The sequence below is a fragment of the Legionella bozemanae genome (genome assembly GCF_001648595.1).
In the GTDB taxonomy this organism is placed as follows: domain Bacteria; phylum Pseudomonadota; class Gammaproteobacteria; order Legionellales; family Legionellaceae; genus Legionella; species Legionella bozemanae.
Genome location: NZ_LBAW01000006.1, coordinates 98,392 through 123,458, shown reverse-complemented (window position 1 = coordinate 123,458; position 25,067 = coordinate 98,392). Strand labels below are relative to the sequence as shown.

Here is a 25,067-nt window from a genome sequence, read left to right as displayed (position 1 = left end):
ATTTAATTCATTGTAACGTAATGATTTGTATGTTTTTCTTAAAGATGGAACACACAATAGAACTACAGTCAGAATCATTTTAGTGGTCATTTGAAATATGAGGAATGTGAGTGAGATCAGTACGTATTAATCTAATTCAGGCTGTTGGATTGATTGCCTTATTGACGTTGACCGCCTGTAACGGTGATTATTGGGCAATGGAGAAAGACGAGCCCAAATATCCATGTAAAGTTCTTGGTGCCTGTGATGCTACCATCATGAAGCTTGCTAAAAAACTAAATAGAAAAGGGGTTAAAGTAATTACTATTGGTCAGGATTATATGATCAGCATTCCTGCGAGCTATTTGTTTGAATCCGAAACACCACATCTAAAATGGAAGTCTTATCCATTATTAAATGAAGTTGCCGCATTTCTAATACAATTTCGTAAAATTGCCATTAATGTAGCCAGTTACAGTAATAAATATGTATCGCCAAGAAGAGAGCATGCATTGACTTTAGCCAGATCGCGAGTCGTTAGTGAATACCTATGGTCTCAAGGAGTAGATAGCCGTTTTATCTTTACACAAGGATTAGGTAGTGATAAACCTATTATTGGATACACTAAAGGCGGTGATAATTCAATAAATGCGCGAGTAGAAATTACTTTCAGAAGAGCTGTGGCATAGGGGAAAGAATGAGTCGTGAAGCATGGGAAGTAATAAAAAGCAGTAAGAATTTCTATGTTAACTCATACAGACGCGGGCTGATTGCGTTAATTATTTCTCTGTTACTGAATTGCATTTTTGGATTATTAATCGCCTATATTCATTTAACAGAGCCTGAGCGTGATTTTTATGCAACAAGTGGGGTAGCACCTCCTATTAAGTTGACGCCTCTTTCGGCTCCGAATTATTCATCGAACGCATTGCTTCCTCCTGATCCACCTGCAGAGAATGAGGAAGATAAATTGATACCACAATAAGCAATAAATAGAGGATATTATGGCTGAAGACGCCTTGACAGTAGTTGCACTAAGAAATAAATTTTATAAAGACAGTCAACGTAAAGTAATACTTGCGTTGTTAATTGCTCTTATTGTCAATATAATCCTAGCTGCCCTATTAGTGTATATGATTACCCATCCCCCAGCGCCTAAATATTTTGCAACCAGTATTAATGGCCGGATCACACCTCTATTTCCTTTAAATGAGCCAAATCAATCAGATTCTGCAGTATTACAATGGGCAAATCAGGCTGCTATTGCTGCATTCACTTATAATTTCGTCAACTATAGAGATGAATTGCAGGCTTCCTCTGGGTTTTTTACCCCCGAAGGTTGGGATCAATTTCTAAGTGCGTTACAACAATCAAATAACCTGGATGCGGTGAAGGCTAAAAAGCTGATTGTTTCTGCTGTAGCAACGCGAGCTCCCATTATCTTGCAAAAAGGCGTATTGAACGGAAGTTTTTCATGGCGAGTACAAATGCCTATATTAGTAACATACCAGAGCGCCAGCGAATTTACTCAGCAAAATAATGTGGTTACTATGTTAATTACCCGTGTTTCTACTTTAAATTCGCCTAGGGGAATAGGTATATCGCAATTTGTTGTAGGACCTGCCGCAGGTGGAGTGTCTTAATGAAAAAGCTGAACTGGTTTTTAAAGTTTTGTTTGACGTGTGGAATAGTTTATTGGATTCCTGTTTCTTCTTACGCCCAGGAATCCGATAGTGCCCAACAAGCCTTACAACAGTTACGCTTACTGCAACAACGTTTATCACAAAACCAACCAGCAGGACAAAATCAGCCACCAGGGCAAAATCCAGCCCCCGTTCCTGGTCAAGCTCAAACTCCTCCACCAGCCCAAAATCAAGGGCAAAATATTCCTATTCCTCTTGCAAATAATATTTATAAACAACCTACTCCAGCGCCAGCTCAAACTCCTCCACCAGGAGCAGCACCTAATCCTAATGCGCCAATAACCCAAAATGATGAAGAGATCATTGACAATAAAGCATTTAAAGATATGACAAGAAACATCTATCCATTGAGTACAGAGCAAATTGTTCAATTAAGACAAATAAGTGAAACTATGGAATATGCTAAGGCTTCGCCCGCTGGCACCCCACCAAAGCCCACAGCGACTTCTCAATTTGTGAATTTGTCCCCTGGCTCGACTCCGCCTGTCATTCGTTTGGCACAGGGATTTGTTTCTTCATTGGTTTTTCTTGATTCATCCGGAGCACCATGGCCGATTGCCGCTTATGATTTAGGGGATCCGAACTCATTTAATATTCAATGGGATAAAACAAGCAATACAATAATGATTCAAGCAATGAAATTATACAATTATGGTAATTTGGCTGTCCGTTTGAGAGGGTTAAATACCCCGGTAATGCTGACGCTGATACCCGGACAAAAAGCAGTAGATTACCGAGTTGATTTGCGTGTTCAAGGTTTTGGACCAAATGCGAAAACCATGCCTCTAGAAACAGGCATCCCACCCTCAGCGAGTGAATTGCTTCTTCATGTTTTAGATGGTGTGCCTCCTCCTGGAAGCAAACGATTAAATATTACTGGAGGAGATGCGCGTGCATGGTTAGCTAATGACAGAATGTATGTTAGAACCAATCTTACAATATTGTCACCGGGCTGGTTGGCAAGTATGACCAGCGCAGATGGGACGCATGCTTATGAAATGCAAAAGTCACCGGTGTTATTAGTTTCCTGGCATGGGAAGGTCATGCAGCTTAAGGTAGAAGGGTTATAAATGGCTGGCAGAAAAGAAAATATAAAGTCACTTTTTTCCAATACTCGGACACGAGTTATTATCATTTTTACAATAGTACTGATAGTGATTGCTATAGTAATAGGCTATATAAAATTAAGATCGATTAATACTGGGCCTTCAGCAGTTGCAACTGTTGGGCATACTCCAGGTACTATCCAATCTATTCCAGGTGTTCTTAACCCAACGGCTCAATATGCTAAATTACAGGAAGAACAAAATATTAGCCAGGCACAAAAAGCAGAGCAAACCGGTGGAAGCGCTATTCCAACAATTATCAGAACCCAAGCATTGGGTGAGGGCGTTGGGGTCATTGGTTCTCAAGGCGGGCAAACAGGAGTAGGTTTTGCAACATTAGCACGCGAGAATGAAGAGGGAGCACAAAAAAGCCTTTGGCTGCAAACATTACAAAACGCAGGTTGCTCCAAGACCGCTGTGAGTCAGGTTGTTAGCCAAGGGGCACAATTATCTGATTTAAAGGGAGCATGTAGCTGCGCGCAATTAAAAGATAATGGTTATACTTTAAGGGAGCTCGATCAAGTTTGCCCCTGTAAAGAATTAAAAGCTGCAGGATTTAATGCAAGGCAACTTAAAGATGCAGGATATACAGCCACAAGACTAAGGGAGTGTGGTTTTAATGCTTGTGAATTACGTAATGCAGGCTTTACTGCCCAGGAGATGAAAGACGCTGGTTTTTCTGATGATGAATTGAAAGGAGCTGGCTATACTCCAGAGGAGATAGCTCGAGCTAGTGGTTTACCAGCTGGAATAACTGCTGCAGATGTATTAAAAGCTGGATGTAATGTCGATGCGCTGGTTAAATTACGTAAAGCAGGAGTTTCTGCTTCTGCAATTCGACGGATAAGTGGATGCAGTGCAGAACAATTAAAAGCGGCTGGTTTTACTGCTAAGGAATTGCGTGATGCAGGATTTAGTGCAGCAGATTTAAAAAGAGCTGGTTTTACTCCTGAAGAATTAAGGGCAGCGGGTTTTACTGCCAGAGATTTATTAAATGCCGGATTCACACCAGATGATCTTGCTAAGGCAGGTTATTCTGCCGCGGATATAAGAGCAGCCGAGAATGAATTGCCGCCGGGTATTACTCCTGATGATGTAAAGAAAGCGGGTTGTGATGTTGATGTATTAAAAAAAGAAAAAGCAGCAGGGGTGAGCGCAGCTTTAATTAAAAGATATGCGGGGTGTAGCGCCCAAGCGTTAAAAGCCGCTGGCTTTACTGATGCAGATTTAGCAAATGCCGGTTTCACACCTCAGGAAATCAAAGCTGCAACTCCGTTGACGGATGAACAAATCAAAGCGGCAGGTTGTTCCCCAGATAATCTGAAAAAACTCTTCGCAGCGGGCGTTTCTGCAAAACGGATTAAAGAGTTAAATGGATGCAGTGCTGAAGCGTTAAAAAATGCAGGGTATGATGTTAAATCGTTACTTGATGCGGGATTTACCCCAGCACAGTTGCTTGCTGCTGGATTTACTCCCAAGGATTTGCAAAATGCGGGATTAAGCCCGGCAGATATCATTGCGAGCGGACGTGTTGCAGATTGCAGTGTTGAGTCATTGAAGAAAGCACGAGCTGCGGGAGTTAGCGCACTGACGATTAAGAAAACACTTGGATGTTCTGCAAAGGCGCTAAAGGATGCCGGTTATACAGCTAAAGAGCTTAAAGATGCCGGTTTTACAGCTGCAGAGCTCAAAGCGGCGGGTTTTAGTGCTAGAGATTTAAAAAATGCTGGTTTTAGTGCTAAAGAGTTAAAAGATGCTGGCTTTAGCGCCAAAGACTTAAAAGACGCTGGCTTTAGTGCCAAGGACTTAAAAGATGCCGGCTTTAGTGCTAAGGATTTAAAAGATGCAGGCTTTACAGCTGCGCAACTAAAAGCAGCAGGCTTTAGCGCTAAAGATTTAAAAGATGCTGGTTTTAGTGCTAAAGACTTAAAAGATGCTGGTTTTAGTGCTAAAGAGTTAAAAGATGCTGGTTTTAGTGCTAAAGACTTAAAAGACGCTGGCTTTAATGCAAAAGAATTAAAAGATGCAGGATTTAGTGCCAAAGACCTAAAAGATGCAGGATTTACAGCTGCAGAGATGAAGGCGGCGGGTTTTAGTGCCAAAGAATTGGCTGATGCAGGCTTTAGTGCAGCTGATTTAAGAAATGCTGGATACAGCCCAGCAGAATTGCAGAACATTCAGACTGCTTCTGAAGGCTCACAAGTTGCAGGCTTGGGCGCACCAAATATTCAGCAAGGTGCATTTAACATTGGTGGAGTTCCCACACTAGGCCAAGGCCCAGGAGGAGCTGCAGTAACACTTCCAGGCTCTGCTGCGAGTAATCAACAGTTGCAAGCCATTATCAACAAACAAAACCAGCAGCAAGCTGAACAAAAATACCAACAAAAAATTCAGCAAAAAACTTCTGATATGCTAACGGCTGCGAACCAATTAATTGCAGATTGGAAAAATGTACCTACACAGAGTTATACCGCAGGAAATAAGGAAGATGAGAAAGTGGTAGCTGCGGGAGCTGCTGGAGGGCCAGGTGCTGTTCAGGCTTCAACGACTACTGTATCTACGACGCAAGTGAATATGATTAAAACAGGCGACGTACTTTTCGCTGTAATTGATACCTCAGTGAATAGTGATGAGCCAGGCCCTATTCTTGCGAGTATCGTTTCGGGAAGACTTAAGGGTGCCAAGCTCATTGGTAGTTTTAATTTACCGTCGAATGCCAATAAAATGATTATTACATTTAATACGATGTCAATTCCAGGCGCGCCAAAAACAATCCCGATCTCTGCTTATGCAATTGATCCAAATACTGCAAGAACCGCCCTTTCCAGTAAAACAAATAACCATTATTTACTGAGATACGGTTCATTGTTTGCTTCCTCGTTTTTAGAGGGCTTTGGTAATGCATTCCAGTCTGCTAATACTACGGTTACCATTGGAGGTACAGGTGGGGGCAATAACGTAACCATTGCAAATGGTGTTGGTCGTTCTACACTAGAAAATGCTGTGATTGGTTTGGCTACTGTTGGTAAGACATGGGGACAGCAAGCACAAGTATTATTTAATACACCTACAACTGTTGAGGTCTATGCAGGAACTCCTGTGGGGGTTTTATTTACTCAGGATGTAAAATCTATTTAATTTGATGGTAGGTAAAAATGGCAGATAATGATCAAAATGATGAGTATAAATTCGCTGAGTTAGATTCTCTTGAGAACGAACCGCTTGAGAGTTCAGAGTTTGATTCAACAAGTTCTCCCTCTGCAGGATCAGGGGGGAGGGAGCCCCCAAAAAATATCAAACGTAATGCGTTAATTGCGGTAGGTATAATTATTTTTGCGATGTTGATGTATAAATTTATCGGCGGGATGTTCTCTAAATCTACTCCCACTCCTAAAGAGACAGAGACTCCTGCTCCTATAGCGGAAATAACGCCGCAGCCGAAGGAAGCTGAGATTCCACCTGCGCCAATTCAGCAACAACCGGAAGTTCAACAACCAGTCCAACAACCAGTAGTCCAACAGACACCTCCTCCAATGGTTCAAGAGAGTGCAGCGTTACAACAGAAAGTAGCGTCTATTGAGTCGAGCCAACAAACCGTTCAATCCGAGGTGAGCTCAATGAACCAGCAAGTAAGCAACATCAATAATAATGTAAACGCATTAAATGCACAAATTACAAAACTAAATCAGGTAATTAGCGATTTGAATAATCAGGTTGTGAAGCAATCAGAAGTAATTAATGTACTAATAGAGCGGACAAAACCTAAACCTGTTAAGCGAGTAATACACATTAAACCAGCATCTTCGCAAATAATTTACTATATAAATGCAGTAATTCCTGGTCGGGCTTGGCTAATTGGCACAAATGGTTCTACACTTACAGTAAGAGAAGGATCAAAAATCGCAGGATATGGGGTAGTTAAGCTTATTGACTCTATGCAGGGTCGGGTTTTAACGAGCTCAGGGCGAGTAATTAGATTTAGTCAAGAAGATAGTTGAGGTGTTTGTATGGCTGATACATGTACGGGCGGAACAGTTGCTTGCTGGATATCGGGTCAGGTTAATATACTAACTAATGTCGCAAATTCGTTGATTCCTGTAGAACGTATGATTACAGGAGGCGCGTATCTAATCGGCTGTGCATTTTTATTCAAAGCAGTCTATAGTTTAAAGACATATGGTGAAGCCCGGACTATGATGTCAAGTAATACGAGTATGAAAGAACCAATTGTATATTTGTTAGTTGGCGCCATATTTATTTATTTTCCATCGGCGTTTTCATCATTAATGGTAAGTACCTTTGGTTATCAAAATGTCCTCCAGTATGCTCCAGTAAGCAGTAGTAATGCGACACTTGATACTTTATTTGGTACTGGAAGCGTGGTGGGGAGGCCTTTGACAATTATTATTCAGGTCATTGGTTTGATTGCCTTCGTAAGAGGATGGGTGTTGATTGCGCGTTCTGCTTCACAAGGACAACCACCAGGAGGAACGGGAAAAGGCTTAATGCATGTTTTTGGAGGAATATTGGCAATCAACATTGTAGGTACAATTGAGATGATTAATAATACTTTATATGGGACATCGTGAGACAAGGCAGGGCACGATTTTGATTTTAGTTAATTTTTTGTAATTTAATTGGGGAGAAAAAGGTGAAGAGTAAAGTCATTAGTAAATCTAGTTACAAATATTGGTTAAGCAGTTTTATTTGTTTAAGTTTGTTGGCTTTGGTAAGTCAAGATGCTGCCGCAGGTGGGATATCCGTCGGAACGATGGCATCAACGATTACCTCGTCATTTACAAATTTGACAAAATTAATAACTGCGGGTTCTTACCTGGCCGGATTGGGTTTCTCAATTGGTGCTATTATGAAATTTAAACAGCACAAAGATAACCCGACCCAAATTCCAATAGGTACACCAATTGCTTTAGTTTTTATCGCTGCGGCCTTATTGTTCCTACCTTCTATTTTAGGAGTAACCGGGGTTACAATGTTCGGGGGCAGTGGTGGTACAACTGCTGGACCTACAGGAACAGTTTATACAAGTGGCAGCTAATAGCATAGTAGTTGCTCTTATAATAAAAATGGTAAGATTCATTTCTGATCCTCTCCCTGCTAAAGGGTAGAGGATCTTTTAATAGGTATTAAATAAATAATTGCCAATAAAGTTTATTGTAAATGTGAGCCCAGAAGATGGCAGTTAATCAACAACAACACAAATTGAAATTAATGGCTACGCCGGGATCATGGCGTTTATATTCTGCCAGGAAGGTTGACGAACGATTTAAAGCGTTTGAGCAAAAAGTATTTCAAAGAGATAGATATACTTGCAGGTTTTGTGGATTTCAAGCGCGCTTATTTCAAGAGGTAATTAATCTCGATAATAATTACGCCAATAATAAATTGGATAACTTAGCAACCTCTTGTTGTTTTTGTGCACAGTGCTTTTTTATTGAGTCCGTTGGTGTTGGTGGTTATGGTGGAGGAACATTGATTTATCTTCCAGAGCTAACTCAACCTGAATTAAATAGCATATGTCACGTATTATTTTGTGCAATCACGAACGATACTGGATATAAATCCAGTGCACAAAATATTTATCGAGCATTCAAGTTTCGCTCACAACTTGTGGAGGAAAAATTTGGAGAGGGAACCAGTGACCCTGCAATATTTGGTCAGCTAATGATCGATGCAGGTGTAAATGACGAAGAGAGAAGAGCTCAATTGTTTAAAGATATACTTCTATTGCCTTCGCGGGCCAAATTTCGTAAACAAATTGAAAAATGGGCTGCTAGCGCATTAGAAGAAATTTCAAGTTAGCTATTAGTTAAATGTGAGGAAAGGAATGGCGCATTGGTCAGAATCATTTTTTGAAGGAATAGATACCTTCTTTGCCTGGCTAAGTACTTCGCTCAAGCAAACAACAGAATCTTATATTGATTTGGAATCAGCAGATAGTCCAACAGTATTGGTTAATCATGATGGTTCCCTGGTATCTATTTTGAAAATTGAAGGGGTATCAGCCCTTGTTGGAAGTTTAGAATTCGACAATTTGGTTGCTGGTATCACCAATTCATTTCAAGGAGCTATGGGACGTCCAGGGCATGCCTTACAGGTTTACTTTAGCCATGATAAACAAAATATAAGGAAATTGATCCAAGATACTTATGAGCCAGCTACAGCAACTGCAAGACGGCTGGAACTTAATTTAACGGACTTGTTTGAGGAACGAGTCAATTATATGGCACAGTATTGCGCAGAAGAGCGTGTCTATTTTGTGCTCATTACCCGACCATTCAATTTGCCCTCTGATCAGTTAAAGGCAGCAAGTAAAGCTAAAATGAAAATGATCAAAGATATGAAGGCTCCTCCTTTTAAAAACAGCCAGACTATCTATGCAGCAATTCCAGAGTTACGTGATACCCATGATGCGTATGTTCGTTCCGTTTTGAATGATTTAGATTCGCTTCATGTTTTTGCTAAATTACTGGAAGTTCATGATGCAATACATGCCATTCGCATGACTGCCGATCCTGATTATACAGCAGATGATTGGCGGCCAAGTTTACCTGGAGATAAGGTTACAGTTCGCGAAATTAATAGTTTTGAAGGTGATGCTTCTGATTTATTATGGCCTCCATTAGCAAAACAAGTATTTCCTCGTGATGCAGAAGTATTGGATTTACGTACGGTTAGGGTTGGAGATAAGATTTATTCATCAACTTACATCGATTTATTTCCCAAAGATATAAGACCCTTTATTCAGTTATTTACGCGTATATTGCCCGCACATATTCCTTGGAGAATATCTTTTTTAATTGAAAGTGAAGGACTGTCAACTATTAAGCTTAAAGGACTTCTCGCAGCGATTCTAACTTTTAGCTCAGCACAAAATCGATTGATCAGTGATTCGGTGAATTTATTAAAATACATTCAGCTTAATACCGATGAAGCAATCGTTCGCTTGCGAGTTGTTGCCACAACTTGGGCGCCTGAAGACCGATTGGCGTTATTACGTCAAAGAAGTTCTGAATTAGTAAAAGCAATTGAAGGTTGGGGATCAACCGATGTTTCGGAAATTTGTGGCGATCCTTTTGGTGGTTTTGTTTCTAGTATGTTAGGCGCTACCCTTAACAGCGTAGCAGTTCCTACAGTTGCTCCACTAAGCTCAATAGTTTCGATATTGCCTATTACACGTCCTGCATCACCTTGGACAAAAGGAGCACTACTCTTTAGGACACCTGATGGTAAACCTTGGCCTTTTCAGCCAGGATCTACAGAACAAACGACGTGGATTGATTTGGTTTATGCGCGTCCAGGTTCTGGTAAATCAGTTTTATCCAATGCGATTAACTTAGCTTTATGCTTATCGGGTGGGTTATTACGATTACCGCGTATTGCGATTATTGATATTGGGCCTTCAAGTAGTGGTCTTATCTCATTATTAAAAGAAGCGCTTCCAGCATCAAAACGCCATCTGGTTGCTTATCACCGTTTACGAATGACTCCTGAGTATTCAATCAATCCTTTTGATACACAATTAGGATGCCGCTATCCCACGGCATTAGAGCGTGCGTTTTTAGTTAACTTTATTACATTGCTAACTACCCCCCTTGGAGCAGAAAGACCCTATGATGGTATGCCGGATTTGGCAGGTATGGTAGTAGATGAACTATATAAAAGTTTGGCTGATGAGTTTAATCCCGCACCTTACTCCCCTGGAGTGGAGGAGTTTCTTGACAGTATTTTAGAGGAAATTGGGTTTGTTCGTGATTCAAAATCAACCTGGTGGGAGGTAACAGACTCGCTTTATTCTGCAGGTTTTGTGCATGAAGCGATGCTTGCTCAACGTTATGCAATGCCTTTATTAGCTGATGCTGCATCAATTTGCCGTACTCCTTCTATTGAAGACTTATACGAAAGAATAACGGCACCAACAGGTGAATCATTAATTAATGCGTTTTCACGAATGATCTCTGCTGCAGTTCGTGAATATCCTATTTTATCTCGTGTGAGTAGTTTTGATATTGGTGATGCGCGTGTGGTGTCGCTTGACCTTGATGAGGTAGCGAAAAGCGGCGGGGACGCTGCAGACAGACAGACTGCGGTTATGTACATGCTGGCTCGTTATGTATTGGCAAGGCACTATTATTTAACTGAAGAGAGCTTAAACAATATACCGGAACAATACAAAGAATATCATCAAGAAAGAGTGCGAGAAATTCGAGAAGATCACAAACGTATTGTTTATGATGAGTTTCACCGTACTTCAAAATCTGCTGCGGTGCGTGAGCAAGTTATTATCGATATGCGTGAAGGCCGTAAGTGGAAAGTACAAATTGCTTTATTATCACAATCAGTTGATGACTTTGATGCTGTAATGATCGATTTTGCTACTGCAATTTACATTATGGATGCAGGACCTTCACAGGCGATCGAAAAAACTACTTCGATATTTGGACTTACCGATACTGCAAAAGCTGCTTTACGCACTCGGGTACATGGTCCAAGGCAAGGGGGTGGTACTTTCCTGGCACAATACGCTACTAAAGCTGGAGTGAATGTGCAGTTGCTTACCTTGACTTTAGGACCGGTTGAACTATGGGCTTTCAGTACTACAGCTGAAGATGCTACAGTGAGAAACCACTTGTATCGCCATCTTGGTCCCGGGGAAGCAAGGCGCCTTTTGGCAGCATTATTTCCTAATGGTTCAGTTGCTAAGGAACTAGAAACTCGCTTGAATAGTATGAAAGAAAAGGTTGGTTTGATTGAAGATGAGATGAAAGAAAGTATTGTTGAACAATTAATTAACGAAATTCTTGATGCTTATTCAAAAAATCCTGATGTTAAGAGTCTACCCGCTAAATTAACGTAAGTTTGACATAAAAAGTATAAATTATTTTATACTTTTTATGTCGCGCAACAAACATTATCCCGTAAAAATGTGACGCATTTTATATGGCTATTCTAGACAGCTTAGTTTGCTATAAGAAAATAATGCTATTTTCTTATAGCAAATTCATGTTAAATCCACTTAATACTCCCTTAAGAGTACTCCCATATAATCGGCCTTGTTCTGAATCAGGAATAGATTTGAACGTATCAAATTCATTTCCTGAAAAGAATAAATACAACGGAATATTTATTTAGAATGAGGTCTATATGAAAAAAATAATTGCCATTTTGTTTTCATCATTAATGATAATCAATATAAGTTTTGCCTTTGGTAACACAGAAATTCCTGATGAGATGTACATCAAAGAACATTGGATCAGTTTAACAACGAGCTATGATATTGAAACAAAAACACGAAAACTGGGCACTTTATATAGAAAATTTCTAAGTCTCTTATTGACCTATGAGTTTTTTGATCCATTCGATAATAAATTGGCATATGCACGGTCAAAATTTTTTTCTCTGACTGCTCATTTTGATGTTTATGATAATTATGAAAATTTTATTGGATCGGCTGATGAAAAATTATTTGCCTTTTTCCCTACGTTTGATATTTATGGGCAAGATGGTTACACCAAATTAGCTAAGGCGAGTATGAATTTTTGGGGTACAACTTTCACAATTTATGATCCTGTAACAGATAAAGAAATGGCAACTTTGTATCGGCCATTTTTTAGGCTGAAAAATGATTGGACTTTTAATATTACCAATCGAGCCTTATTCAATCAAAAAGAAATTGATTCTCGCGTGTTAATGACTGTAATTGCATTCCAGGGAGATAGAGAATATTGGGAAAGTAATAATCAAAATTACCTAAGAGCGATTACGAAAAAGTCTACCCAAGCGAATGAAGTAACGTCTGAACAGATAAATGAGCTTTTGGAAAAAATTACCACAGTCAGCAAACAAGAGGGGTTAGAAAATATAGGAAATCCTGCCCCCAAAATAATGGATGCTATTGCGAGCGAGCTAGAAGAAAGTTACAAAAAATTGCATGCTCCTGATGAATCAACACAAACAAGTAAAGAAAAACTTGCTGCGTTTAGCGAATATTGTTTGAGTTTGGCACAATCAAATGCTCTTACCCATAAGAAAAGGAAAGCAATTCTTTTCTTACTTAAGACACGTTTGGAAGGTGCAGTAAATTTAATTTAACAGTATGTCCGCAGTTAAATGAGTATTTTCAACCGTAGCTTGGAAGAGATGATATTTCTTCACTCCAAGCTACAATTTTGTAATAGACCACGTGGGGATCGCTTCCATTATTTGGATGTATTGAGCGAAACCCGGGTTCCGCTGTGCTGCTACAATGGAACATAACTGGTTTTTGTAGTGACCTGTGACACAGTTTTTCATCAGCGTATTACGCCTTTGCTTTGTAATAAAAAAATCATTTATTTTCTGCAGAATACCTTGTTTTTGTGATTGGATTATTTTTGAATATAATGCTAAGAAGGTCTAAGAGGTAGCGTTACAATTACCTTTAACCCGCCTTGCAAATTATTCGTCAATGTAATATCGCCTTGATGCATTTGAATAATTTCTCTGGCAATTGTTAATCCGAGTCCTGTACCTCCTGTACTACGCGAGCGTGAGTTTTCGCCACGATAAAAAGGTAAGAAAACGTGTTCTAGATCCGCTTCTGCTAATCCTGGGCCTTGATCCGTAATAGTAATTTCCACCTTATTTTGTAGGCAAATTAGATGAATCATTGCTTTATAGCCATAATGCACCGCATTATTGATCAGATTATTAAAAGCACGTTTAAGTAAATTTACTGTACCATAACACACCAGTTTTGGGCTTTCACTTGTAAAACTAACATCATAATTCAATTCAATAGCATCATCCTTTAATGATGAAAGCAGGGCTACCAAATCAAAAAGTTGAGGCTTTTCTTCAACATTCACATCTCTAAAATAATCCAGCGTTTCTCGGATCATAAGCTCCATCTCATTAATGTCGGTCATTATTTTGCTGTAATTGGGATCATCCTCTAAATATTCAGCACGTAATTTTAAACGAGTTAAGGGGGTACGTAGATCATGCGAAATCGCGGTGACCACTCGAGTGCGATTTGCTAAAAGTTTATTTACTTTTTCCTGCAGATCATTAATTTTTTTAAAAATAGTTTTTTGATCTTGATTTCCTGTTATAGGGATAGGCAACCAATTGTCTTGATGTTCACTATAATGAAGACTTTGGATTAATGTATGTATTGGTTGATTTAGTGATCTAACAGCCCAATAATTAATGAAAAGCAAAGCGCCTATTAAGATAAGAAACAAACTGACTATTGAGTTTGCTTGCCGTGGGAAAAAAGAAATCACTTTAATATTTAACCAATTATTTTCCTTTAGAAATACCGAAAATTCCAATTTTTTATTTTGTTTCATTAAATTAAAAAGCACAGGGGCTTTTAAGGTTAACAACGCATTCTTATTGTATAAGGGTTGCGGAGATAAGGTTATTTCTGCCCAAGAAATACTTTGATTTCTAAGGATTAAAGGCCACATCGCTTGAGGGTTTTTTTGTAACAATAGAACAAGATGGGTCAATGAGCGCACTGCTTTGGGAGGAAGTGGTGAACGAATGTTTTCATAATAATATTTTCCCAATTGCATCAGTGAGAAAATGATTAATAGATTGCCTAGTATGAGTCCCACCAGTGTTTTTTTTGCCGTTTTGGTTAATTGACTCATACCAAATCAACCTTAGTTTTGAATTGATACCCGCCTCCACGAATTGTTAACAATAACCGAGGATTACGTGGATCAAGCTCAATTTTTTTACGCAAACGGCCGATGAGGACATCAATTGTTCTATCTTGTGAATCACAGTCTTTCTCATATAACAAATCCATTAATTGATCACGACTCAAAATACGTCCAGGATGCTCCAAAAAAATGACCAACAGTTCGTATTCTCGTTGGCTTAATGGGATAGCGACAGATTCCTCGTCAATTAAAGAATGGGTATTGCGATCGAGAATCCAATTATCGAAATGTATTTGTTGTAATGGAGTGAGTTTTTTACGATCATGCTCTAATTCGCCCTGAGTCCGTCGTAATTGTGCTTTTACTCTTGCCAGTAATTCACGAGAACTGAAGGGTTTGGAAATGTAATCATCAGCTCCTAATTCCAAGCCGGCAACTCGATCAGCAATGCTGTTTGCTGCGCTGAGCATAATAATAGGCATACTGTGAGTTTGACGAATCATTTGGCATAAGTTTAATCCATCAATTCCTGGAAGCATAATATCTAAGATGATTAAATCAAAATTATTTTCTCTTAATAATTGCTTGATGTTTAAACCATTCAAGGTCCAGGTGGTTCGAAAACCATTTTTAATCAGGTAATCATTAATCAAGTGCGTAATTTCTTGATCATCATCAATAATCAATATATGACTTTTTCTTGGGCTCATGAATCACCTGGTAAAATAATGTACGCAGGCAACATTATAACAGTAAACCTCTCTATGTTGAGCATTGTAACAGAGCTGTTACAATAAACACTGCATTTGTCATATTCCTATTACATTGTCTCATTACACTTACCAATAGACCTCTTTCGAAACTCTATTACAGAGAAGACCTGCTTCGTCGATACGGTGCTCGAATCCTCATGTACTGAATGTACACTCCGGTTCTGCGCTTTGTGTCTCCTCGCATTTCTCTTGCTGCAGCGAGTGTCGAAAGAGGTCTAATGAAACCTAATACCCAATAGGAGAGTAAAATGAACATTAAACGGTTTTTATTAATTAGTAGCTTGGCCTTGAGCGCCTCAATTGCTACAGCACAACCATCAGCATCCAGTGCGACGGTGGTTTCTGTAAATCAAACAGGACATTATCGTCAGCATGTTGGTAAATTGCTAACCCCAGAACAACGTTCCGAATTAGCTAAAATCAAGAAAAATCTGCATGCACAAATGGCTCCATTAATTAAAGAAAAACGCGCACTCAGTATGCAAATACGAGGTAAATTAGCAACTCCTAATGCAAAATGGAGTGATATATCCAGATTAGTGGAAAAGAGAAATAGTGTTAATGCAAAAATAAGTACTTTATGGGCTCAAACTCAATTTAAAACCTACCAAAAACTGGGTGTTTTATTGCCTATTCGCCATGGTCATCATTGTGGTTTTCAAAATAAAAATTCTGTCAAAAAATCATAAAGAGCGTTTGACGGTTTCGCGTCTTTTGCGAAACCGTTTAATTTTTTAATTCAATGACTACAACTTTTATCGGATGTTTGCCCATGTTTTCATCTGTGTGTAATTCATTAGGGAGATCTTTAGAGAGATAATATGCTTTATCTTTTTCTAATTTTAGGAAATGCTCTGCTCCTTTATTATTAACCACTTTTATTAATCCGTTATCTAAAGCAACAATCACTCTATTGTGTTCATGTCGATGCATTTTTAAAATGTGATCTTTATTTGGGTAGATTACCGTTGTCCAGACAGAGACCTTTTCATTGGATAGTTGGGGAATACGAACAGTTTTTTTTGCATCTGCATAAGAATTCATTGATATCAAAAATGGAAGAATGTAAAGAATCAAAGTGATGTATTTCCGCATAATGTTCTCCAAAATTTTTTAGGAGCACTATAATACATGACGTACTTCATTTAAAATAATGTTAAAATTTTATTTTTGTTTTGCTCCTACTGTTTTCAATTTTTTTGATTATTATAGCGTCTCTAAGTTTCCCTCCCTTTCTCTCTCGCGAGCTTAAAGGTATGGGGATAATTAACTCAAGCCTCTAATGCTGGTAAGCATCATCATCACATTTTTTAATAACAATCTGCTTAATCAATTCTGTTAATAAAATATAATTCTGTGTTTTATGAGAGGTCGTGCGCCAGGCTGCGCCAATTTCCCTATAAGCGTGATTCGTTTTTAAAGGAAGTGAGACTAAATCAGTTCCTGTAAGAATGCCGCTGTTAATCGCAAGATCAGGTAAAAAAGTAATTCCAGGTTGATGGCTGACCATTTGGATTAGCGTATGTAAGCTGGTAGCAAAAAAATGATTGATTTTTTTGCTTTCTTTTAATTGACATGCTTGCAATGCATGACCTGTCAAACAGTGTTCTTTTTCAAGAAGAAAAATACTGTTTTCAGGGAGTTTATTGATTTCTTGGTCAAATCCTTTATGTGACCATGTTTGAGGTAAGACCAGTTTAAAATAATCTTTGCACAATATTTGTGTTTGAAAGTCTTGGGTTGGATAAGGAAGCGCTAAAATGACAAGGTCAAGTTTGCCTTCACTTAAATAGTTCAAAACGTTTTCTGTAGTGTCTTCTCTGATGAATAAGGTGAGTTCTGGATAGAGTTGCTGACACAGATCTTGTAGTTCACTTAAAATAAAAGGAGCAATGGTAGGAATGACCCCAAGATAAAATTTACCCTGCATTACTTTTCCTTGGCTTTGTGCGTAATCCACTAAGTCATTGCTTTGTTCAATAATTAGTCGACTGCGACGAACAATTTCTTCACCTAAAGGTGTAAATAAAAACGTTTTATGATCGCGTTCAAGCAGTTGTGCTTCCAAGGTTTCCTCAAGACTTGTAATTGCTGCACTTAAAGTCGATTGACTAATAAAGCATGCTGCAGCAGCACGACCAAAATGTTGATGATCATATAGTGAAATTAAGTAATGCAGCTGTTTCAGACTGGTTAATCTGCTCATCGATTTTTCCGATTAAAGTTATCTATTTTATTCATTTTAAATAATTATACACCATAACTATAATTTAATTGAACTAAATGAACTGAGGAGAAATTTATGCTAACTGTTGGTCAAAAAATTCCAGAATTTTCTATTGTTGCAGCAAAACCTGGTTTTAATAATCATGAAGAAAATGGTGAGAGTGCTTTTGAAGTGATTACTGAAAAAAGTTTTCCAGGGAAATGGAAAGTACTTTTTTTCTACCCAAAAGATTTTACTTTCGTATGTCCAACAGAAATTGTGGAATTTGCAAAATTAAATGGTGAATTTAACGATAGAGATGCAGTAGTACTGGGAGGAAGCACAGATAATGAATTCGTCAAACTCGCTTGGCGAAGAGAACACAAAGATTTAAATAAATTAAATCAATACAGTTTTGCTGATGTTCATGGGAAATTAACTAATGGGTTTGGCATTCGAGATGAGGAAAGTGGGTGTGCTTTAAGGGCAACTTTTATTATTGACCCAAATAATGTGATTCAACATGTGAGTGTCAATTCGCTAAATGTTGGTCGTAATCCTCAAGAAATATTACGTATTTTGGATGCTCTGCAAACCGATGAATTATGTCCTTGTAACCGTCCTATTGGGGGTCAAACATTATAATCTGAACAATAATTCAGAAGTTCTTATAAACATGGGAGCTTCTGGAAAGGAGCGTTATATGTCTATAGAACAGTTGAAACAAGAGATACCTGATTTTGCTAAAGATATTCGGCTTAATGTCAGTAATCTATTTGGCAATATGGCACAATCCGGTTTAACAGAAACCCAATTTTATGGAGTTGCATTAGCTGTAGCCTACACATTGAAAGACAGGCGTATTATTGATGCCATTAAAGCAGATGGAGCACTCTATATCACTGCTGAATTGGATCATGCAGTCCAAACAGCCGCCGCTTTGATGGCAATGAATAATATATATTATCGTGCAATACATTTGGCAGAAAATAAGGAACTTGCATCTCTTCCTGCTAATTTGCGTATGAATGGTATGATAAATCCTGGGGTCCCCAAAGCTGACTTTGAGTTATTTGCTTTGGCAGTATCTGCAATCAATGGCTGTGGTATGTGTATCCACTCACACGTTAAACAGTTATTGGAGCATGAGTTAAATAAAATTGCAGTTCAATCTGTACTTAGAATTGCAGCAGTTTTAAATGCATGCTCTTTTGCTCTATCTCAAAATGAATTATAAGCAAGTTTGCTCTGGGAAGTTTTCCCAGGGCTATAAAACCAAAGTTTTTATAAAAACAATCTCCAGAGACAGAACTTCTTTCACAAAGCATTGCTTGCTTAAGCTTCAAATCAATAACTTTGGAGATAGGACTAGATAGTTCACGACTCCAATGCGCTCACTCAAAGACATGTAACTCAGATTAATTATGCATCTTGCCAATCTTCAGGCTCTAAAGGAATAATGAGCCATAGCAGAAGGTATGCGATAAGTGCTGTGCCTCCAATGAGGAAGAAAATTACAAAAATAATTCTCATCCATACAGGGTCGACACCAAAGTAAACTCCTAGGCCACCGCATACACCAGCAATTTTTCGATCTTTACGGGAGCGCCATAATTTTTTATAGGGTTGATTCATAATTTGCCTTTTAAATAAACGTACGTAACTTATCCGGTTACGCGCAGGTTAACCATTTTTTCCTCTCCACAAGACGCGCAATCAGCATACTGCTCACGCTGTTGCATGTTACATTAAGCATAGTCGCAAGAGGATCAATAATAATACTAATTGCAGCTATTGCTATTAACACTGAAGGAGGAAATCCATATACATTAAGTATAAGTAATTCCCCGAGCATTCCTCCACTAGGAATTGCTCCCATTACTGTGCCGACCAATAAAGAGACGCCTAGAGCAGTAAGCAGTACGCCCAGACTTGAAAAATTTAAGTGAAAGATTCCGAATAAAAAAGCAATCTTGAAAACGCCGCCTATTACAGAACCATCTTTATGAATGATGGTACCCAAAGGAATTACTGTTTCATAAATTTCCGGGGGGACTCGCATTTTTTTTGCTGCAATTAAATTAGCAGGAAGACTGGCGGCACTACTGCACGTGGCGATTGATGTCACTACAGGGAGAAAGATGCTGTTCCAAAATAATTTTATACCTTGGATTCTTCCAGCTAAATAGGCGAATAGTGTGAAAGCAACAAAAAAATAAATGATTCCAAATGTATAATAAAGAATAGCAATCCGGAGGTAATTTGCCATCAATTGAGGGCCTAAGTCATGAACCAAAACAGCAAAATAGGCAAAAAAACCGAATGGCGCATAATACATAATTAAAGTAAAAACACGCATAAAAATTTCTTCGCCTGCTTTTAAAAAATCAATAAATGTTTTCCCTTTTTCATTGGTATTCGCTGCCGCTAAACCTACTAAGATAGAAAAGATAATGAGTGCCAAAATATGTTGATGCGAAAGAAGTTTGCTAAACTCAGGAACAGTAAAAATACCCGCAATTTGATCGAAAAAACTCAAGGCAGTGTTTTTTTCTGGGACGCTGAGTGGTAAGGCAACGCCTTGAGCAGGGGGAAACAGGCTGACAATAAAAAGAGAACAAACTGCTGCTATGATTCCGGTAAATAAAAATACTAGTGTCATATAAAAAGCGATCTTACCCAGTTTGCCCATCGAGCCGACCCGTGCTATAGCCGAAGAAACGCTAAAAAAAATCAAAGGAACAATTGCCGTAAAAATTAGGTTAAGAAAAATTTCCCCAAAAGGTTTTAAGTAGGAAGTAATTGGTCCAAAAAAGTAGCCAGTGAGACCTCCTAGCAAAATGGCGGTAATTAAAATAAATGAAAAAAGATAGGATCCAAAAGTCTTTTGGGTGTTCATTAACCGATGTATCCTTAGAAATTTTTAGGAACTCTTGTTATTGTATCTCGTTGCCTAGGTGACACGCTATATATTGGTGAATGTTTATGGTTATTTAGATGTAGTTCAATTTTTAGCTGTACGAGATAATGAGACGATACACCAAGCTGAAAAAATGGTGATTTAGATGTGGTCTTAGCTCGTGCAGCCCCTTCTTCTGTGGGTAAAAGAGTCATTCTAGCAAAATGGAAATTTTAATTTTATATTTTCAATTTTGTCATTAAATTCAGTAAGATATAATTATTTTTGCGTATAAAATGCAATAATTGAATCAATAGTTCTCACCGTGTATAATCGACTCCACATTGACACTGTAACCCACTTGCGAGGACCCATTATGCCTTCAGCTAATCCTGTTGTTTACAATTACGCGGATCTCTTTTCCTGGCAAGCAGAATTAATTCCACTCGAGCTGCAGATAACTGAAAATTCACAATTCATTAAAGAGCAGAGGCAATATCTCCAATCCTTCCAAAGACAATTAGACTCCTTAAATTTAAGTATTTCCTTAATAGAACAGCAGACTGATATGAATCTGGGCATACCTTCAAATGCCATCTATCCAAGGGTTGATTTTTATGGCAGTTCGATGCAGGTTTTAAATACCTACCAATTGCAATTCAAATTAGACAGTTTACTCAAGGAGCGTGATGCGCTCAAAAGACGTATGGCGCCTTATGAACGTGCAATTAACGAAGCTCAAGCGAGTTTGCATGAATTGCGCTCTCGTCGAATTTGGTTAAACGAGCATATTCCTGCTGCTCAATTATTTTTACAAACCTTACAAGAAAATCCTTTGGCCTCAGTGCAGGCTTTGAGCAATAAAATTTGGGATGCACTGATTCATTATGAAGATACTCATTTGACCGGTCTTTCTCCTCAGGTGCGTATAGGTTTGCTCGCTGTTCGCTATTTGAATCAACTGACTTTCTATCCCGGAGGATATGATCCTGATTATACAAACCAAATCCATCGAGCGAATTACCTTCGTTTGTGTGGTTTTTTATGGGATATGTATCTTAAGGTAAAACAAGAAAATAAGGATGCTGCGTTTGAGAAGGTTTTAGCAAGTCTTATTGAAGGCACTCATGTTGCTCAGTATGGTGATTTGCCATATCCAATGCAAACGAATTATACTGCGGAAGCGTGGTTTGCAAGTAATATACAAAGCATGCCCGGATATTTTGCAATTCAAGAGTACCATTTACCTAATGTAGAAGAACAAATTCTTAATAATGGATTTGCTTTTATTACTCAGAATACGCCTATTCGGCCTACTGCACTGCAAAAACACATAATCAATGCAGTCAATTTAATTGATGCAGAAGTAAAAATGAAAAAGCAAAAAAGCGAGGAAATTGATTATCATTTTTATGGACGCACGGTTCTTATTTTGAATGATGTTTTCGTTAATCCTGCAGATAAGCACGCTGCAAAGCGTTTAGGAGAGATTGCTGAATATGCATCAGGAAACAGTTCTGTTGGCAAACAAGTTTTAGGTGGTCTTCTTATTGTGTTTGGGGCATTGCTCATTAGTGCCAGCGTCGTGAGTTTTATAACGACTTTTGGTTCGAGTTCCGTGCTCAGTGCTGGGGGTTTTGCTTTAGGTCTAAGTTTATTTGAAACAGAATTTGTTTTTGGCATTGCTTCTTCTCTAGCGGCTGCGGCTGGGATCGGATTAACATTTTTTGCAGGTCCTAAAGCAATGGAGTCAGGAGGACGTAAAGGTTTGTCTCAAGAGCTTATGGATATTAAAGAAGGCATTGAGAATTATGGCGAACCTCCAGCCTATAACGCTATGGTATTTAGTTACGCTTGATTTTTTTCCTCATTGCATCATCAACCCAGACTCTATAATCTAAGAGAAATGGCAGAAGTTTTTGCTTTTCGGCAAAGCTTCTTTTTCTCTTTATTTTCCTATGGGTAAATGATGATGAAGCATAAATATTTTTTTAGACATATGACCTCTACTGATGTACATAAAGAAAAAAATCAAGAATGCTGTATTCAAATTCCCTCTGCTAAAGATATAGAGCAAATGCATCACATGCCTGCGGGGGCCGATGAAGACCAATTGAAACGGCTAAAGCATATGGTGCGGGTGATTGAAGACTATCAATCTACAGATTCTTCATTACCTGTTGTTACCACAGATGTTGTGGCGTTACCTACGCACTGGAATCAATTATTTACCGCAATGAAGAAAGGCGATGCGGAAGCACCATTGACACTTTTTGCTCAATTTCCTGAAAATGATGAAATTCTTCGCGCGTTACTGGCAGTACATACACAAGAATACCTGCAGAAGCTCATTACTTATTGTATTCAAGCGCAACAAAAAGGATGGAAACAATTATCTCCGGATATTCTTATTACACCAGGAGCATTTGAGGTCTTGATTAAAGATATTGCAATGACTTTATTTCACTTTGGAAAAGTGCATTTTTCTTTTGGTTTGCCTTCACACCATGCGTTTAGTGATGAAGGAAGCGGCTTTTGCATTTTAAATAAATCAGCAATATTAATTAAATACTTGCAAAGTTTATCGAGTAAACCACTGAAGCATATTATTGTTGGGACGGATGTAAATCGAGACAATGGTTTATGCGATGTTTTATGGAATTCTGCCTCAGATATGGATATATGTCATGTAGACGTTTTTGACTCAAGGGTTTATCCCCAACAAGATGATGCGTTTATTACTGAGGCTTTCCAAAAGAGTGGAGAAGATATCGGACAAAAAATTCACATGTGGCAACGGGGAAATTTAGAATATTATGCAGTAGATTTGAGTCTTACTCTACGTAAACCCAGTTTAGTACATCCTGCTTTGGTTTTTGCGATAGAGAAAATTGAGGAGCAAATAGAACAGGCCAAAACAAATCATCAGAAAGTAGCTCTATTTTTACCCACAGGTTGGGATTCACATGAAGAAGAAACAGCTTATTGCGGAAAGTATGTTGATGGCGACCTAATGGGGATTGCTGAGGCACGAAAAACTCGTTTTAACTCAAAGGACTTAACCTATTTTTATGAAAGCATATTTAAACTCTATCAAGAAAATAAAGATTATATTGAAAAAATATATTGGGGATTAGAAGGGGGATATGATCGAAAAATGTATGAGCAACAAATTCAATTGTTAATGTCACTTATTTTAAAAGATATAGTCCATCAGGATACCAATCAAATGGTACCTGATAGCTCTAAAAAAATTTAGGAGATTTGTGGACAACTTTCGCAAGAAGTCTTCAGAGTGTGCTTCTTATTTAAGGTAAGTAATAAAAAGGATTGGGTAATTTAAATACCTTTTGAGCATACCCTCCCTTAAGATCACTGTACTGATCCCCTATAGATGCTACGATAGTATAGCCTTTTTCTGTAATCATTTTTCGTGTGCTTGATTTGAATGGAGTAATCGATTTAGCGGAGTAATTATTGGGACGCAAATACAGGCCTGACCATTCAGAATAACCTGCTTCTTGTAAATTTTTCTCTGTTGCTTTGCGTTCAGTTTCATTTCTTCCTGTAATAAAAAATACGTTAATCCCATGCTTGCGGGCATCATGATACAAGGCAAGCATAGGCTTAATTACTGGAGCATTAGCCGCCATTATGTCTTTGTGAAATTGCTTATGATTTCCACCAAAATCACGTTTAATCATATATTTATAATTTGATAAGCTGGTTTCATCAATATCTAATACCAGGGCTAATTTTTTAGGTGATTTTTCTTTTTGATTTATTTCGGCTTGTTGATGAATATATTTGTGTGCTTTTTTAATAACTTGCGTTAATTCTTTTTGGTAAAGGCCTGAATCATAATAATTTTTGAGTTCATTTTTAACTAAAGTCAGATTGGGTGGATCTGCAAAAATTGGAGTGGAAAAAAGAAACGCAGTACTAAGTAGTATTAGGGTGAGTGATTTATTGAGTAAACGCGTCATTAATCTATCCATTTTTTGTTAAATGGCAGAATTATATCTTTGTTCATTTGTTTGTCAAATGAGTCCCCATAGCGACTTTCCTATTTTGATGGGTTTGTAAACTTTATGATAGGAAGAAAGCTCATTTTAGTCTATACAAAATGTATTAATGAAACTTGTTTTGAATTTAAATATAACATTAGACGACATAAGAAATATTGGTCACCGTTAAATGACATTCCCCATCTCTAACCCGTAAGGTCACACAATCTCCCACTCTAGCTTTCAATAATGCTTTCGCCAAGGGTGAAACCCAGCTTATTTTTCCTGCATTAATATCTGCTTCATCCAGACCTACAATTTTGACAGAATGAGATTCACCATCCTCATTGATGTATTGGACAGTGGCGCCAAAAAATACTTGAGTAAGACCGACTTGAAGTTTCGGATCGACTATCTGCGCACTTTCCAATCGTTTCGTCAAATAGCGAATGCGTCTGTCAATTTCACGTAAACGTTTTTTTCCATAAATGTAATCCCCGTTTTCCGATCGATCACCGTTACCCGCTGCCCAACTTACTACTTTCACAATTTCAGGCCTTTCATTACTAACTAAATTGCGTAATTCAGTCTGCAGCATTGCAAAGCCAATAGGGGTCATATAATTTTTGATGCTTGGGACCTTTAAGTCTGGACGCTCTGGTTCGATATACTCATCATCTTCTTTAGTAAAAGCCTTACTCACCACAAACTCCTATTATAAT

24 protein-coding genes are annotated in these 25,067 nt (G+C 38.3%); 16 read left to right on the top strand and 8 right to left on the bottom strand.

Annotation, left to right across the window (positions count from 1 at the left end; all coding sequences use genetic code 11):
* The first annotated feature begins 110 nt into the window (after positions 1-110).
* From icmN to A8O27_RS07185, 11 genes are all read left to right on the top strand, one after another.
* Complete coding sequence (gene icmN, locus A8O27_RS07235) at positions 111-668, top strand: type IVB secretion system protein IcmN/DotK (RefSeq protein WP_058458699.1); 558 nt, start codon at positions 111-113, stop codon at positions 666-668.
* Positions 669-676: 8 nt separating this feature from the next.
* Positions 677-964: a type IVB secretion system protein IcmM/DotJ gene (gene icmM, locus A8O27_RS07230; RefSeq protein ID WP_058458698.1), complete on the top strand. Its 288-nt coding sequence runs from the start codon at positions 677-679 to the stop codon at positions 962-964.
* 19 nt (positions 965-983) lie between these two features.
* Positions 984-1,622, top strand: coding sequence for a type IVB secretion system apparatus protein IcmL/DotI (locus tag A8O27_RS07225; RefSeq protein ID WP_058458697.1), 639 nt, complete (start codon positions 984-986; stop codon positions 1,620-1,622).
* Positions 1,622-2,752, top strand: coding sequence for a DotH/IcmK family type IV secretion protein (locus A8O27_RS07220; protein ID WP_058458696.1), 1,131 nt, complete (start codon positions 1,622-1,624; stop codon positions 2,750-2,752). Before A8O27_RS07225 ends, A8O27_RS07220 begins: the two co-directional genes overlap by 1 nt.
* Complete coding sequence (gene dotG, locus A8O27_RS07215) at positions 2,753-5,926, top strand: type IVB secretion system protein DotG/IcmE (RefSeq protein WP_058458695.1); 3,174 nt, start codon at positions 2,753-2,755, stop codon at positions 5,924-5,926.
* 17 nt (positions 5,927-5,943) lie between these two features.
* A complete protein-coding gene (gene icmG, locus A8O27_RS07210) occupies positions 5,944-6,786 on the top strand; it encodes a type IVB secretion system protein IcmG/DotF (RefSeq protein ID WP_058458694.1) in 843 nt (280 codons plus the stop codon).
* 9 nt (positions 6,787-6,795) lie between these two features.
* The gene (locus tag A8O27_RS07205) at positions 6,796-7,377 is read left to right on the top strand and encodes a hypothetical protein (RefSeq protein WP_058458693.1); all 582 of its coding nucleotides are present in this window, start codon (positions 6,796-6,798) and stop codon (positions 7,375-7,377) included.
* Between the two features lie 62 nt (positions 7,378-7,439).
* Positions 7,440-7,844: a hypothetical protein gene (locus A8O27_RS07200; protein WP_058458692.1), complete on the top strand. Its 405-nt coding sequence runs from the start codon at positions 7,440-7,442 to the stop codon at positions 7,842-7,844.
* Between the two features lie 137 nt (positions 7,845-7,981).
* Positions 7,982-8,608 carry a type IVB secretion system protein IcmJDotN gene (icmJ, locus tag A8O27_RS07195; protein WP_058458691.1) on the top strand — a complete coding sequence of 209 codons (627 nt, stop codon included), beginning with the start codon at positions 7,982-7,984 and terminating at the stop codon, positions 8,606-8,608.
* Positions 8,609-8,633: 25 nt separating this feature from the next.
* Positions 8,634-11,663 (top strand): putative type IV secretion/conjugal transfer ATPase, encoded by a 3,030-nt coding sequence (locus A8O27_RS07190; RefSeq protein ID WP_058458690.1) that lies wholly within the window; start codon positions 8,634-8,636, stop codon positions 11,661-11,663.
* Positions 11,664-11,950: 287 nt separating this feature from the next.
* Positions 11,951-12,898 carry an LURP-one-related/scramblase family protein gene (locus A8O27_RS07185; protein ID WP_058458689.1) on the top strand — a complete coding sequence of 316 codons (948 nt, stop codon included), beginning with the start codon at positions 11,951-11,953 and terminating at the stop codon, positions 12,896-12,898.
* Positions 12,899-13,191: 293 nt separating this feature from the next.
* On the opposite strand, the gene A8O27_RS07180 is transcribed toward A8O27_RS07185, so the two are convergent.
* Both A8O27_RS07180 and A8O27_RS07175 read right to left on the bottom strand, forming a co-directional pair.
* Positions 13,192-14,445 (bottom strand): sensor histidine kinase, encoded by a 1,254-nt coding sequence (locus A8O27_RS07180; RefSeq protein ID WP_058458688.1) that lies wholly within the window; start codon positions 14,443-14,445, stop codon positions 13,192-13,194.
* Positions 14,442-15,170, bottom strand: coding sequence for a response regulator transcription factor (locus tag A8O27_RS07175; RefSeq protein WP_058458687.1), 729 nt, complete (start codon positions 15,168-15,170; stop codon positions 14,442-14,444). Before A8O27_RS07175 ends, A8O27_RS07180 begins: the two co-directional genes overlap by 4 nt.
* A 311-nt stretch (positions 15,171-15,481) precedes the next feature.
* On the opposite strand from A8O27_RS07175, the gene A8O27_RS07170 reads away from it, so the two are divergent.
* A complete protein-coding gene (locus tag A8O27_RS07170) occupies positions 15,482-15,922 on the top strand; it encodes a Spy/CpxP family protein refolding chaperone (protein ID WP_058458686.1) in 441 nt (146 codons plus the stop codon).
* A 37-nt stretch (positions 15,923-15,959) separates the two neighbouring features.
* Here the strand turns inward: A8O27_RS07170 and A8O27_RS07165 are convergent, their stop codons facing one another.
* Positions 15,960-16,328 carry a cupin domain-containing protein gene (locus A8O27_RS07165; RefSeq protein WP_058458685.1) on the bottom strand — a complete coding sequence of 123 codons (369 nt, stop codon included), beginning with the start codon at positions 16,326-16,328 and terminating at the stop codon, positions 15,960-15,962.
* 184 nt (positions 16,329-16,512) lie between these two features.
* The gene (locus tag A8O27_RS07160) at positions 16,513-17,439 is read right to left on the bottom strand and encodes a hydrogen peroxide-inducible genes activator (RefSeq protein WP_058458684.1); all 927 of its coding nucleotides are present in this window, start codon (positions 17,437-17,439) and stop codon (positions 16,513-16,515) included.
* A gap of 96 nt (positions 17,440-17,535) precedes the next feature.
* Here A8O27_RS07160 and A8O27_RS07155 point away from each other — a divergent pair, with 96 nt between their 5' ends.
* Positions 17,536-18,084 (top strand): peroxiredoxin, encoded by a 549-nt coding sequence (locus tag A8O27_RS07155; RefSeq protein ID WP_058458683.1) that lies wholly within the window; start codon positions 17,536-17,538, stop codon positions 18,082-18,084.
* Between the two features lie 58 nt (positions 18,085-18,142).
* Positions 18,143-18,676, top strand: coding sequence for a carboxymuconolactone decarboxylase family protein (locus A8O27_RS07150; RefSeq protein ID WP_058458682.1), 534 nt, complete (start codon positions 18,143-18,145; stop codon positions 18,674-18,676).
* A 185-nt stretch (positions 18,677-18,861) separates the two neighbouring features.
* Here the strand turns inward: A8O27_RS07150 and A8O27_RS07145 are convergent, their stop codons facing one another.
* Positions 18,862-19,074 (bottom strand): PspC domain-containing protein, encoded by a 213-nt coding sequence (locus A8O27_RS07145; protein ID WP_058458681.1) that lies wholly within the window; start codon positions 19,072-19,074, stop codon positions 18,862-18,864.
* Positions 19,075-19,111: 37 nt separating this feature from the next.
* Positions 19,112-20,338: a dicarboxylate/amino acid:cation symporter gene (locus A8O27_RS07140; protein WP_058458680.1), complete on the bottom strand. Its 1,227-nt coding sequence runs from the start codon at positions 20,336-20,338 to the stop codon at positions 19,112-19,114.
* Positions 20,339-20,714: 376 nt separating this feature from the next.
* Here A8O27_RS07140 and A8O27_RS07135 point away from each other — a divergent pair, with 376 nt between their 5' ends.
* Positions 20,715-22,196, top strand: a complete 1,482-nt coding sequence (locus A8O27_RS07135; protein ID WP_058458679.1) for a hypothetical protein — start codon at positions 20,715-20,717, stop codon at positions 22,194-22,196.
* 111 nt (positions 22,197-22,307) lie between these two features.
* Positions 22,308-23,597 carry an acetylpolyamine aminohydrolase gene (locus A8O27_RS07130; RefSeq protein WP_115684329.1) on the top strand — a complete coding sequence of 430 codons (1,290 nt, stop codon included), beginning with the start codon at positions 22,308-22,310 and terminating at the stop codon, positions 23,595-23,597.
* A gap of 49 nt (positions 23,598-23,646) precedes the next feature.
* Here A8O27_RS07130 and A8O27_RS07125 read toward each other — a convergent pair whose 3' ends face one another.
* Both A8O27_RS07125 and greB read right to left on the bottom strand, forming a co-directional pair.
* Positions 23,647-24,324, bottom strand: coding sequence for an HAD family acid phosphatase (locus tag A8O27_RS07125; protein ID WP_058458678.1), 678 nt, complete (start codon positions 24,322-24,324; stop codon positions 23,647-23,649).
* Between the two features lie 178 nt (positions 24,325-24,502).
* The gene (gene greB / locus A8O27_RS07120; RefSeq protein ID WP_058458677.1) at positions 24,503-25,048 is read right to left on the bottom strand and encodes a transcription elongation factor GreB; all 546 of its coding nucleotides are present in this window, start codon (positions 25,046-25,048) and stop codon (positions 24,503-24,505) included.
* Positions 25,049-25,067: the final 19 nt, after the last annotated feature.